Origin of the sequence: Actinacidiphila cocklensis, assembly GCF_907177275.1 — a bacterium.
Lineage (GTDB): Bacteria > Actinomycetota > Actinomycetes > Streptomycetales > Streptomycetaceae > Actinacidiphila > Actinacidiphila cocklensis.
In genome coordinates this window covers 35,708-47,962 of sequence record NZ_CAJSLV010000087.1, presented here as the reverse complement: position 1 = coordinate 47,962, position 12,255 = coordinate 35,708, and the positions used below count along the sequence as shown (strand labels likewise).

Sequence of the window (12,255 nt, the reverse complement as noted above, 5' to 3'; positions counted from 1 at the left end):
CGCCGGCAGGCCCCGGCCTCGCGGCGCCCCGCTGTGCGCCGGAGTGCGGATTCGCGTCATATGCGGGCACGGCGGTGGCCTTTCTGCGGCGGCCGGGTGGACCGGGCGGATGGCGACATGGTACGTATGTGCGCGGACGTTATACGTAACACTAGTGCGGGTGGAGGGGGCGGCAATGGCCACCGGGTACGCGGACCTGCTGCGGACGCGCCACGCGGCCCGGCTGCTGGGGGGCACCCTGCTGGGGCGGCTGCCCAACGCCATGGCCGCGCTCGCGATCGTGCTCTTCCTGCGCTCGCAGGGAGCCGGCTACGGGCTGGCCGGCACGCTGTCCGCGGTGTACGGCTGCTCCGTCGCCGTCGGGCAGCCGCTGCTGGGGCGGGCGGTCGACCGGCGGGGGCAGCCGCGGGTGATGGCGGGCGCGGCCCTGCTGTCCGCCACCGGCTGCGCCCTGCTCGTCGCCACCGGCCCTGATCCGCTGCCGCTGGCGACCGCGGCGGTCGTGCTGGCCGGGATCGCCACCCCGCCGCTCGAAGGCGGGCTGCGGGCGCTGTGGCCTGACGTGCTGGGCCGCGAGGACCGCGTGCAGCGGGCGTACGCGCTGGACGCCGCCGCCCAGGAGGTGCTGTTCGCGCTCGGCCCGCTGCTGGTCACGCTGCTCGTCTCGGCCGCCTCCCACGCGGCCGCCGTGGTCGTCACCGGGCTGCTCGGGGTGGCCGGCACCCTGGTGGTGGTCACATCGGCGCCCTCGCGCCGCTGGCGGGCCGCCGAGCGCGAGGCGCACTGGCTGGGCGCGCTGCGCTCGGTGGGCCTCGCGGTGCTGCTCTGCGCGTTCTTCTTCGTCGGCGTCGCGCTCGGCGCGATCTCGCTGGCCGCCGTGGTCTACGGCGACGCGCACGGCGGCGGATCGGTGGCCGCGTACGTCCTGGCCGCCAACGGCGTGGGCGGGCTGACCGGCGGGCTGACCTACGGGGCCAGGAACTGGCCCGGGCAGCCGGAGCGGCGGATGCGGGTGCTGAGCGTGGCGCTGGCCGCCTGCTATCCGCCGCTGATCCTGGTCCCCGGCGTGCCCTGGATGCTGCTGCTCGCCGTCCTGTCGGGATTGTTCCTCGCCCCCACGCTGGCCTGCGGTTTCCTGGTGGTGGACCGGCACGCCCCGGCCGGCACGGTGACCGAGGCCTTCTCCTGGATGGTGACCGCGGTCGGCGTCGGCGCGTCCCTGGGCACCGCCGCCGCCGGAGTGGCCGCGCAACACGGCGGGGCGGCCGCCGGATTCGCCGTGGCGGGCACCGGAGCGGTCGTCGCCACGGCCGTACTTTTGTCGACCGGCCGATTCCTGACGGCGTCAAACCTCGAAACCCGGCAGGAAAAAGATCCGAACCGTGCCGTCGAACCCCGTTTCAGCACCACGCATCAGGCGTAATGTTCAGACATGGACCGCCGCATTTTCGGGCTGGAGAACGAGTACGGCGTCACATGCACGTTCAGGGGACAGCGGCGTCTGTCCCCTGACGAGGTGGCGCGGTACCTCTTCCGCCGTGTCGTGTCATGGGGCCGGAGCAGCAATGTTTTCCTCCGCAATGGTGCCCGCCTCTATCTCGACGTGGGCTCGCACCCGGAGTACGCCACTCCGGAGTGCGACAACGTCACCGAACTGGTCACCCACGACAAGGCAGGCGAGCGCATCCTCGAAGGCCTTCTGGTCGACGCGGAACGCCGGCTGCACGAAGAGGGCATCGCCGGGGATGTGTACCTGTTCAAGAACAACACGGACTCGGCCGGCAACTCCTACGGATGCCACGAGAATTACCTGGTGGCCAGGCACGGGGAATTCTCCCGCCTCGCGGACATCCTCATTCCCTTCCTCGTCACCCGGCAGCTGCTGTGCGGCGCGGGCAAGGTGCTGCAGACCCCGCGGGGCGCCGTCTTCTGCGTGAGCCAGCGCGCCGAGCACATCTGGGAGGGTGTCAGCTCGGCCACCACCCGCTCCCGGCCGATCATCAACACCAGGGACGAGCCGCACGCCGACGCCGAGCGCTACCGCAGGCTGCACGTCATCGTCGGCGACTCCAACATGTCCGAGACCACGATGCTGCTCAAGGTCGGCGCCACCGACCTGGTGCTGCGGATGATCGAGGCCGGCACGGTGATGCGCGACCTGACCCTGGAGAACCCGATCAGGGCCATCCGCGAGGTCAGCCACGACATCACCGGCCGCCGCAAGGTCAGGCTGGCGTCGGGCCGCGAGGCGTCCGCGCTGGACATCCAGCAGGAGTACTACTCCAAGGCCGTCGAGTTCTGCGAGCGCCGCGGCATCCGCAGCGGCGTCATCGAGCAGGTGCTCGAGCTGTGGGGCCGCACCCTGGAGTCCATCGGCAGCGGTGACCTGAGCAGGATCGGCACCGAGATCGACTGGGTCATGAAGTACCAGCTCATCGAGCGCTACCGGAACCGCGACAACATCACCATGTCGCACCCCCGGGTCGCGCAGATAGACCTCGCGTACCACGACATCCACCGCCGCCGCGGCCTGTACTACCTGCTGGAGCGCAAGGGGCAGGCGGCCAGGATCTGCAACGACCTCAAGATCTTCGAGGCCAAGTCGGTGCCCCCGCAGACCACCAGGGCGCGGCTGCGCGGCGACTTCATCCGCCGTGCGCAGGAGCAGCGCCGCGACTTCACCGTCGACTGGGTGCACCTCAAGCTCAACGACCAGGCGCAGCGGACCGTGCTGTGCAAGGACCCCTTCCGGTCGGTGGACGACCGGGTGGAGAAGCTGATCGCCGGGATGTAGGCGCCCGGGTGCCCGCCGGCGGCCCCGCCGTCAAGTCCGGGCCGTCACAGCAGACCCACAGGCCCCGTACGGAACTCGTACGGGGCCTGCGGCACGCCGTAGGGTGTGGGGCGGTATCAAGACACTCCGACCCCGACTCCTATTCGAACCGAGGGAATCCGTGCGCCGACGCTCCGCATTGCTCGCCGTGCCCGCGCTCATGCTCACCGCCGCCGGCTGCGGCAAGGACACCAAGAAGAGCGATTCAGCGGCCTCCAGCTCCTCCTCGCCCTCGGAGACGCCGAGCGCGTCCGCGAGCGCCACGCCCAGCGCGACCCCCAGCACCAAGATCGTGAGCGGCCCGGTACCGGCAGTCACCAGCGGCACCGCGTTCAACAGCAAGCCGACCGTGGCGAAGGGCACCGGCACCCCGTCCACCGACCTCGCCGTCAAGACGCTGATCGCGGGCAAGGGCGCGGGAGTGGCCTCCGGTGACATCGTTCAGGTGAACTATCTCGGCCAGGTGTGGAGCACCGCCAAGGTGTTCGACACGAACTTCGGGAAGACCCCGTACGCCTTCCAGACCGGCAGCCAGGCGGTCATCCCGGGCTTCGAGCAGGCCGTCGCCGGCGCCAAGCCCAACAGCCGGGTCATCACCGCCATCCCGCCGGCCCTCGGCTACGGGACCTCCGGCAACGCCCAGGCCGGCATCAAGGGCACCGACACGCTGGTCTTCGTCATCGACGTGCTCAACGTCTACACCGGCAAGGACTCCGCGAAGGGCACCGTCGTGCCGCAGACCGACGCGAACCTGCCGAAGGTCGGGACCAACACCGACGGCAAGGCGCCGTCGGTCACCGTACCCAAGACCAAGGCGCCCACCAAGCTGGTCTCCAACTACGTGCTGGAGGGCGACGGCAAGGCGGTCAAGGCCAGTGACACGCTGGTCGTCCAGTACAAGGGCGTGCTGTGGGACGGCGGCAAGGAGTTCGACTCCAGCTACTCCCGCAACCAGGTCACGCAGTTCCCGCTGTCCAGCGTCATCCCCGGCTGGACCCAGGGCCTGACCGGCAAGAAGGTCGGCAGCCGGGTGATGCTGGTGACCCCGCCGGCCCTGGCGTACAAGGACCAGGCCAACGGACCGGTGCCGGCCAACGCCACACTGGTCTTCTCGGTGGACATCATCGCGGTTCTGTAAGACTGTCCCGGTTGCCCGCAACCGCACAAGGAGCATCGAAGTGAGCATCGAGAAGCCCGAGATCGACTTCCCGGGCGGCGAGCCGCCGGCCGACCTGGAGATCAAGGACATCTGGGAGGGCGACGGGCCGGTCGCCAAGGCGGGGGACACCGTCTCCGTCCACTACGTCGGCGTGGCGTTCTCCTCGGGCGAGGAGTTCGACGCCAGCTGGAACCGCGGCGGACCGCTGAAGTTCCAGCTGGGCGTCGGCCAGGTCATCGCCGGCTGGGACCAGGGCGTCCAGGGCATGAAGGTCGGCGGGCGTCGCCAGCTGACCATCCCGGCCCACCTCGCCTACGGCGACCGCGGCGCCGGCAGCGCCATCAAGCCGGGCGAGACGCTGATCTTCGTCTGCGACCTGGTCGCTGTCTGATGGAGTGGTCCCCCCGGACACCACCGGGGGGACCGCTTTTCGATACGGTTCGTGTGCGAGTGGGAGGGGTGCGGTGTGGCGATCGCCAAGGCTGAGCGGCTGATGAATCTGGCGTTGTGCCTGATGAACACCCGGCGGCCGGTCAGCAAGCGTGAGCTGCGTGCCTCCATCGAGGCCTACCACGAGGTCACCTCGGACGACGCCTTCAACCGGATGTTCGAGCGCGACAAGGACGACCTGCGCGAGCTGGGCCTGGTCATCGACACCGTGGAGAACCTCGAAGGCGAGTACGGCTACCTCGCGCGCCGCGACCGCAACCGGCTGCCCGACATCGCGCTGGACCCCGAGGAGGCCGCCGCCCTCGCGCTGGCCGCGAAGGTCTGGCAGCAGGCCAGGCTCGCCGAGGCGGCCAGCGGGGCGCTGCAGAAGCTCCGCGCGGCCGGTGTGCCGTACGAGGACACCCACAGCGCGCTGGAGCCGCGCATCCCCACCCCGGAGCCCGCGTTCGAGGCGCTGATGCTGGCCACCCGCGAGCGGCGGGCCGTCGCCTTCGACTACCGCAAGGCCAACGCGGTGCGCCCGGAGCCGCGGCAGGTCGAGCCGTGGGCGCTGGAGTGCTGGCGCGGCCACTGGTATCTGGCCGGCTACGACCGGGACCGCGGCGCGGTGCGGGTCTTCCGGCTCTCCCGGATCAGCGGCCGGGTCAAGGCGCGCGGCGCCTTCACCGCCGAGGTGCCCGCGCACGTGGACGTCCGCGAGACCGTCGCGCGCTGGGCCGGCGAGGGCGCGACCACCACCGCCACCATCCGGCTGCGCCGCGACAGCGGCTACCCGCTGCGGGCCAGGGCGGTGGCCACCACCCCGGTCGACGCCGACTGGGACGAGCTGGAGGTGCCCTACGGGCACGGGCTGGACGCCTGGCTCGCGGAGTTCGGCCCCGACGTGGTCGTGATGGCACCGGAAGAGCTGCGTACCGAGGTGCTCGACCGGCTGCGCGCGGTGGCCAAGGGCTGAGCGGGGGCCGGGGATGAGCAGCACAGGGGACGGCATGAGCAGGCGGGACACCGAATGAGCAACGCGATCGACCAGACCCGCAGGATGCTGTCGCTGGTCACCTATCTGCGCGAGCGGCCCGGCGCCCGGGTCAGCGAGGTCGCGCGGGCCTTCGGGGTCAGCGAGGCCGAGCTGATCGGCGACCTCAACGTGCTGCCGCTGTGCGGCACCAGCTTCCGCGGCGGCGACCTGCTGGACATCGACACCGACGGCGAGCGCATCTGGTGGCACAACCCCGGCACCGCCGACGACGTCGCGCAGCCGCTGCGGCTGGCCGCCGACGAGGCCACCGCGCTGCTGGTGGCCGCCCGCGCGGTGGCGAACCTGCCCGGCCTGCGGGACAGCGACCGGCAGGCGCTGCTGCGGGCCGGCACCAAGCTGGAGGCCGCGGCCGGTGAGGCGGCCGGTGCCAGCGCCCAGCTGTCGGTGACCTTCGAGTCCGAGGGCAGCGTCTTCGCGACCGTCGACCGGGCCATCACCGAGCGCCGCCGGCTGTGGATGCGCTACTACTCGCCGGCCCGCGACACGCTCACCGAGCGGGAGGTCGACCCGATCCGGCTGTTCGCGGTCGGCCACACCTACGTCGAGGGCTGGTGCCGCCTCTCGGAGGACCGGCGGACCTTCCGGCTCGACCGGGTCGCCGAGATCCGGCTGCTCGACGAGCCGTCCGACCCGCCGCGGATCGAGCCGCGCGACCTGTCGCAGGGCCTGGTGCAGCCCGCGGGCGACGACCCCGAGGTGGTCATCGAGGTGGGGCCCGGCGGGCGCTGGGTCGCGGAGTACTACCCGCACGACAGCGCCGAGGAACTGCCCGACGGCGGCCTGCGGATCACGCTGCGCACCCCCGACCCCGGTTCGCTGCGCCGGCTGGCGCTGCGGCTGGGGCGCGACGGCCGGATCGTGTCGCCCGCCGCGCTGGCCGGCGACGCGCGCGACGCGGCCGTACTCGCCCTGGCCGCCTACGGTGAGTGAGGGACCGACGATGACGGCGATCTGCCCACCGCCCGCCGCCGGCCCGGTCGTCTTCCGGGCCGGCTGCCCGCACTGCAGGACCAGCTTCCAGCTGGGCGCGGACGACCTGCGGCTGGCCATCGGCGGCAGCGCGCGCACCACCTTCTACTCCTTCACCTGCCCCGAGTGCGGCGAGGCGGTGCGCAAGCCGGCGGGGGAGCGGATCGTGGAGCTGCTGACCGTCGGCGGCGTCCGTACGATGCGGCTCCAGCGGTAGGCTGCCGGTCCATGTGGTGGATCTTCCTCAGTGTCGGCCTGGCGGCGGCGGGACTCCTGGTGCTCGCGGTGTTCGCCGCCCGGGTCTTCACCGCGGTACGCGAACTGGCCGCCCAGGTGGCCGCCAGCAGCGAGGCGCTGGCCGCCGCGGGCGACCGGCTGCAGCGGGCCGCGGCCCCGGTGGCGAAGCGGGCCGGCGAGATCAACCGCCGCTGAGCCTGCCGCCCGAACGCAGGTGAAGGTACGCTGACCCGGCGACCTGCGTCTTCCCGGCACCGCCAGGAGCGGACCGCGATAGGGCCGCAACCTGGTGGATTCCGGGGCATATTCCGGCGTTCACCGGTGCACGATACGATCCTTGCGTGTGCGACGGCCGGAATTCCTCCGATCACGCTCGCCGCAGACGTACCGCACGGACCACGCCGCCAACCCGGTGAGAAGGTAGACACATCATGCTCGGCAACCTCAAGCCCCTTGAGCTCGTCCTGATCCTTCTCGTCGTCATCCTCCTCTTCGGCGCCAAGAAGCTCCCCGACATGGCCAGGTCGCTCGGCAAGTCGGCGCGCATCCTCAAGAGCGAGGCCAAGGCGATGAAGAACGACGACCCGACGCCTCCGGCCAAGTCCGGCACCGCCGCGCAGGAGCAGGCGCCCGCCCGCACCATCCAGGCCGCGCCCGGCGACACCGCCAGCGCCCGCCCGGTCGCCGACCAGGAGCGCACCCCCACCAGCTGACCGGCCACCGGTTACCGGCGGCCCGCCGGTAGTCGCCAGGCCCCAGGCGATCGACCAAGCCGAGACACGCTGCCGACGGCTGCCCGTACGAGACGAGGACGTGGGTGCTCAAGACTGCCCGCAAGCAGGAGAAGGACCCCGAGGGGCGGATGCCGCTCGCGGACCACCTGCGTGAGCTGCGCAACCGGCTGTTCAAGTCGGTGCTGGCGATCATCGTCATCACCATCGTGGCAGCCTTCTTCTACAAGCAGATCATCCACCTGCTCCAGCAGCGCATCCCGGACAACGTCCGCTGTCTCGACGGCAGCTCGCCGGGCGACAAGGACCCCCAGGCCTGCGCCCAGATGACCGTCAGCGGTCTGATGGGCGGCTTCTCCATCGCGCTGAAGGTCTCGCTGATGGCCGGCGTGGTCGGCGCCTCGCCGATCTGGCTCTACCAGCTGTGGGGCTTCCTCGCCCCCGGCCTGCACAAGAACGAGAAGCGCTACACCCTCGGCTTCGTCGGCGCGGGCGTGCCGCTCTTCCTCGGCGGCGCGGTCCTGGCCTACGAGATCCTGCCGCAGACCGCCAGGATCATGATCGGCTTCGTGCCGGACGACACCACCAACCTGCTGCCGCTGGACGACTTCCTCGACCTCGTGGTCCGGATGATCATCGTCTTCGGGCTCGCCTTCGAGCTGCCACTGGTGCTGGTGCTGCTGAACTTCACCGGCATCGTCAGCGGCAAGCGCATGCTCGGCTGGTGGCGCGGCATGGTCATAGGCATCACCGTCTTCGCCGCCGTCGCCACGCCCACCGGCGACCCGCTCACCATGTGCCTGCTGGCCGCGCCCATCGTGCTGCTGTACTTCATGGCCCTGGGCATCTGCTTCTTCAACGACTCCCGCCGCGCCCGGCGCCGTGCGGCCGACCCGGACTCCGCGCTCGACCCGGACGAGGCCTCCACCCTCGACCACATCCCCGAGCAGGTCGACGCCGACTCCGCCCTCGACGACGGGCGCGGCGACGACTACGACGACGCGACCTGACGCCGCCGGCCCGCACCTGTGACCAGTGACATCACCCTGCTCGTCAACCCCACCGCCGGCCGCGGCCGCGGTGCGCGGGCGGCGGCGCCCGCCGCCGACGCCCTGCGCGCGGCCGGCCTGACGGTCCGCACCGTCGTCGGCGCGGACGCCGCCGACGCCCTGGACCGTGCACGCAAGGCCGTCGACGGCGGCACCGGCGCACTGGTCGCGGTCGGCGGCGACGGCATGGTCGCGCTCGCCCTCCAGGCGGTGGCGGGCACCGACACCCCGCTCGGCATCGTCGCGGCCGGTACCGGCAACGACTTCGCCCGGGTCAGCGGCCTGCCGGTGCGCAGGCCCGCCGATGCGGGCGCCACCATCGCCGAGGCGCTGGCGGACGGCCGCACCCGCCGCCTCGACCTCGGCAGGATCGGCGAGCGCTGGTTCGGCACCGTCATGGCCTCCGGCTTCGACTCCCGGGTCAACGACCGCGGCAACCGCATGAGCTGGCCCAAGGGCCGCTTCCGCTACGACGCGGCGATGCTCGTCGAGCTGGCCGCGCTGCGCCCGATCCGCTACCGCGTGCAGTTCGACGACGCGCCCGAGCGGGAGCTGGAGGCCACGCTGATAGCGGTCGGCAACGGCTCCTCCTACGGCGGCGGCATGCGGATGTGCGCCGACGCCGAGATGGACGACGGCCTCTTCGACGTATGCGTCGTCGGCCCGTGTACCCGCCGCACCCTGCTGCGGGTCTTCCCGCTGGTCTACAGCGGCTCCCACCCCCGGCACCCGGTGGTCACCGTGCACCGCGCCGCCCGGGTCCGGCTGGCCGCCGAGGACGTCACCGCGTACGCCGACGGCGAGCGGGTCGGCCCGCTGCCGGTGCAGGCCGAGACCGTGCCGGGGGCGCTGCGGCTGCTGGTCTGAGCCGGGTCGCCGCCTGGCAACGCTGCCCCCGAAGAAATTAAAGATCACGCGGTGTGTCAGTGCCGCCGGGTAGGCTCGTCAACGAGATGACAGAAGACATGTCGCCAGCCGAGCGCTACGCCGCCAGCCGTCGCCGCGCCGCAGAGAACGCCACCGCACTCGCCCAGTTCCGCGAGCTGTACGAGTTCGGCCTCGACCCGTTCCAGATAGAGGCGTGCCAGGCCCTGGAGGCAGGCAGCGGCGTCCTGGTCGCGGCGCCCACCGGATCGGGCAAGACCATCGTCGGCGAGTTCGCCGTCCACCTCGCCCTCGCAGAGGGCCGCAAATGCTTCTACACCACCCCGATCAAGGCGCTGTCCAACCAGAAGTACAACGACCTGGCCAAGCGGTACGGCGCCGAGAAGGTCGGCCTCCTCACCGGCGACAACAGTGTCAACGGCGACGCACCGGTGATCGTCATGACCACCGAAGTGCTGCGCAACATGCTCTACGCGGGCTCCGCCGCCCTGGACGGCCTCGGCTACGTGGTCATGGACGAGGTGCACTACCTGTCCGACCGCTTCCGCGGCGCCGTCTGGGAAGAGGTGATCATCCACCTCCCGCAGTCCGTCACGCTGGTGTCACTGTCCGCGACCGTCTCCAACGCCGAGGAGTTCGGCGACTGGCTGGACACCGTACGCGGCGACACCGAGGTGATCGTCTCCGAGCACCGCCCGGTCCCGCTGTGGCAGCACGTCCTGGCCGGCCGCCGGATGTACGACCTGTTCGAGGAGAAGGCCGGGTCCACCGCGAACCGCGGCCGCCGCGAGGTCAACGCGGACCTCGAACGGCTCGCCCGGATGGAGAACCAGCGCAGCTACCACCCGCGGGCCAAGCGCGGCAGGGAGGCCGACCGCGAGCGCGAGCGCAGGGCCCGCAGCCGGGTCTGGACGCCGAGCCGCGCCGAGGTCATCGACCGGCTGGACTCCGAGGGCCTGCTGCCCGCCATCACCTTCATCTTCAGCCGGGCCGGCTGCGAGGCCGCCGTGCAGCAGTGCCTGCACGCCGGACTGCGGCTCAACAACGAGGAGGCCCGCGCCCGGGTCCGCACCATCGTCCAGGAGCGCACCCGCGCCATCCCGGACGAGGACCTGCACGTCCTCGGCTACTTCGAGTGGCTGGAGGGCCTGGAGCGCGGCATCGCCGCCCACCACGCCGGGATGCTGCCGACCTTCAAGGAGGTCGTCGAGGAGCTGTTCGTCAAGGGCCTGGTCAAAGCGGTCTTCGCGACCGAGACCCTGGCGCTCGGCATCAACATGCCGGCCCGCTCGGTGGTGCTGGAGAAGCTCGTCAAGTGGAACGGCGAGACCCACGCCGACATCACCCCCGGCGAGTACACCCAGCTGACCGGCCGCGCCGGGCGGCGCGGCATCGACGTCGAGGGCCACGCCGTGGTGCTGTGGCAGCGCGCCTTCGACCCCGGCGCCGTCGCGGGCCTGGCCGGCACGCGTACGTATCCGCTGCGCTCGTCCTTCAAGCCGTCGTACAACATGGCGGTCAACCTCGTCGGGCAGTTCGGCCGGCACCGCTCCCGCGAGCTGCTGGAGACGTCCTTCGCGCAGTTCCAGGCGGACCGCTCGGTCGTCGGCATCTCCAAGCAGGTGCAGCGCAACGAGGAGGGACTCGACGGCTACCAGCAGTCGATGACCTGCCACCTCGGCGACTTCGACGAGTACATGCGGCTGCGCAGGGAGCTGAAGGACCGCGAGGCCGACCTGTCGCGGCAGGGCGCGGTCCAGCGCAGGGCCGCCGCGTCCGACGCGCTGGAGAAGCTCAAGCCGGGCGACATCATCCACGTCCCCGCGGGGAAGTACGCGGGCCTCGCACTGGTCCTGGAACCCGGGGTGCCGGCCGGCCGGGTCGGCGGCCACCACCCGCGCGACGGCGAATACCACGACGGGCCGCGCCCGCTGGTGCTCACCGCGGAGCGCCAGGTCAAGCGGCTGGCCCAGATGGACTTCCCGGTGCCCGTCGAGGCGCTCGACCGGATGCGCATCCCCAAGTCCTTCAACCCGCGCAGCCCGCAGTCCCGCCGCGACCTCGCCTCGGCGATGCGCAGCAAGGCCGGCACCGCCGGCTGGGCGGCACCCTCCCGGCACCGCAAGGACCGGTCGGCCGCCGCCGACGACACCGAGATCGCCCGGCTGCGCGCCGCGATCCGCGCCCACCCCTGCCACGGCTGCGACGACCGCGAGGACCACGCCCGCTGGGCCGAGCGCTACCACCGGCTGCGCCGCGACACCCAGCAGCTGGAGCGCCGCATCGAGGGCCGCACCAACACCATCGCCAGGACCTTCGACCGGGTCTGCGCCGTCCTGACCGAGCTCGACTACCTCAAGGGCGACCAGGTCACCCCCGAGGGCCGCCGGCTGGCCAGGCTCTACGGCGAGCTGGACCTGCTGGCCAGCGAGTGCCTGCGCGACGGGGTGTGGGACGGCCTCGGCCCCGCCGAGCTGGCCGCCTGTGCCTCGGCGCTGGTCTACGAGTCCCGGCAGGCCGACGACGCCGCCGCGCCCAAGCTGCCCAGCGGCAACGCACGGGCGGCACTGGGCGAGATGGTACGGATCTGGGGCCGCCTCGACGCCCTGGAGGAGGACCACAAGATCAACCAGACCGAGGGCGTCGGCCAGCGCGAGCCCGACCTGGGCTTCGCGTGGCCCGCCTACCGCTGGGCGTCGGGCCACAGCCTGGACGCGGTCATCACCGACGCGGACATGCCGGCCGGTGACTTCGTGCGCTGGTGCAAGCAGCTCATCGACGTGCTCGGCCAGATCGGCAACGCGGCGCCCGACGCCAGCCCGGTTCGGCGCAATGCGCGCAAGGCCGTGGACGGGCTGCTGCGGGGCGTCGTGGCGTACTCGTCGGTCGGGTGAGCGGGGGCGTGG

General features: G+C 71.9%; 12 protein-coding genes. All 12 read left to right on the top strand.

Features of this window, described 5'->3' with window-relative positions; all coding sequences use genetic code 11:
• The first annotated feature begins 175 nt into the window (after positions 1-175).
• Positions 176-1,423, top strand: a complete 1,248-nt coding sequence (locus tag NFU81_RS31580) for an MFS transporter (RefSeq protein WP_251497656.1) — start codon at positions 176-178, stop codon at positions 1,421-1,423.
• 9 nt (positions 1,424-1,432) lie between these two features.
• The gene (pafA, locus tag NFU81_RS31575) at positions 1,433-2,794 is read left to right on the top strand and encodes a Pup--protein ligase (RefSeq protein WP_033178209.1); all 1,362 of its coding nucleotides are present in this window, start codon (positions 1,433-1,435) and stop codon (positions 2,792-2,794) included.
• Positions 2,795-2,954: 160 nt separating this feature from the next.
• Positions 2,955-3,971, top strand: coding sequence for an FKBP-type peptidyl-prolyl cis-trans isomerase (locus NFU81_RS31570; RefSeq protein ID WP_251497654.1), 1,017 nt, complete (start codon positions 2,955-2,957; stop codon positions 3,969-3,971).
• Positions 3,972-4,011: 40 nt separating this feature from the next.
• Positions 4,012-4,383, top strand: a complete 372-nt coding sequence (locus NFU81_RS31565) for an FKBP-type peptidyl-prolyl cis-trans isomerase (RefSeq protein WP_251497651.1) — start codon at positions 4,012-4,014, stop codon at positions 4,381-4,383.
• Positions 4,384-4,458: 75 nt separating this feature from the next.
• Positions 4,459-5,397: a helix-turn-helix transcriptional regulator gene (locus NFU81_RS31560; RefSeq protein ID WP_251497650.1), complete on the top strand. Its 939-nt coding sequence runs from the start codon at positions 4,459-4,461 to the stop codon at positions 5,395-5,397.
• Between the two features lie 54 nt (positions 5,398-5,451).
• Positions 5,452-6,408, top strand: a complete 957-nt coding sequence (locus NFU81_RS31555) for a helix-turn-helix transcriptional regulator (RefSeq protein ID WP_251497648.1) — start codon at positions 5,452-5,454, stop codon at positions 6,406-6,408.
• Positions 6,409-6,418: 10 nt separating this feature from the next.
• The gene (locus NFU81_RS31550; protein ID WP_251497646.1) at positions 6,419-6,664 is read left to right on the top strand and encodes a CpXC domain-containing protein; all 246 of its coding nucleotides are present in this window, start codon (positions 6,419-6,421) and stop codon (positions 6,662-6,664) included.
• An 11-nt stretch (positions 6,665-6,675) separates the two neighbouring features.
• Positions 6,676-6,879: a hypothetical protein gene (locus NFU81_RS31545; protein WP_251497644.1), complete on the top strand. Its 204-nt coding sequence runs from the start codon at positions 6,676-6,678 to the stop codon at positions 6,877-6,879.
• A gap of 236 nt (positions 6,880-7,115) precedes the next feature.
• Positions 7,116-7,397, top strand: coding sequence for a Sec-independent protein translocase subunit TatA (gene tatA, locus NFU81_RS31540; protein WP_251497642.1), 282 nt, complete (start codon positions 7,116-7,118; stop codon positions 7,395-7,397).
• A gap of 104 nt (positions 7,398-7,501) precedes the next feature.
• Positions 7,502-8,425, top strand: a complete 924-nt coding sequence (tatC, locus tag NFU81_RS31535; protein WP_251497640.1) for a twin-arginine translocase subunit TatC — start codon at positions 7,502-7,504, stop codon at positions 8,423-8,425.
• 18 nt (positions 8,426-8,443) lie between these two features.
• Positions 8,444-9,331 carry a diacylglycerol kinase gene (locus NFU81_RS31530; RefSeq protein ID WP_251497638.1) on the top strand — a complete coding sequence of 296 codons (888 nt, stop codon included), beginning with the start codon at positions 8,444-8,446 and terminating at the stop codon, positions 9,329-9,331.
• A gap of 86 nt (positions 9,332-9,417) precedes the next feature.
• Positions 9,418-12,243 carry a DEAD/DEAH box helicase gene (locus tag NFU81_RS31525; RefSeq protein ID WP_251497635.1) on the top strand — a complete coding sequence of 942 codons (2,826 nt, stop codon included), beginning with the start codon at positions 9,418-9,420 and terminating at the stop codon, positions 12,241-12,243.
• The last annotated feature ends 12 nt before the right edge of the window (positions 12,244-12,255 follow it).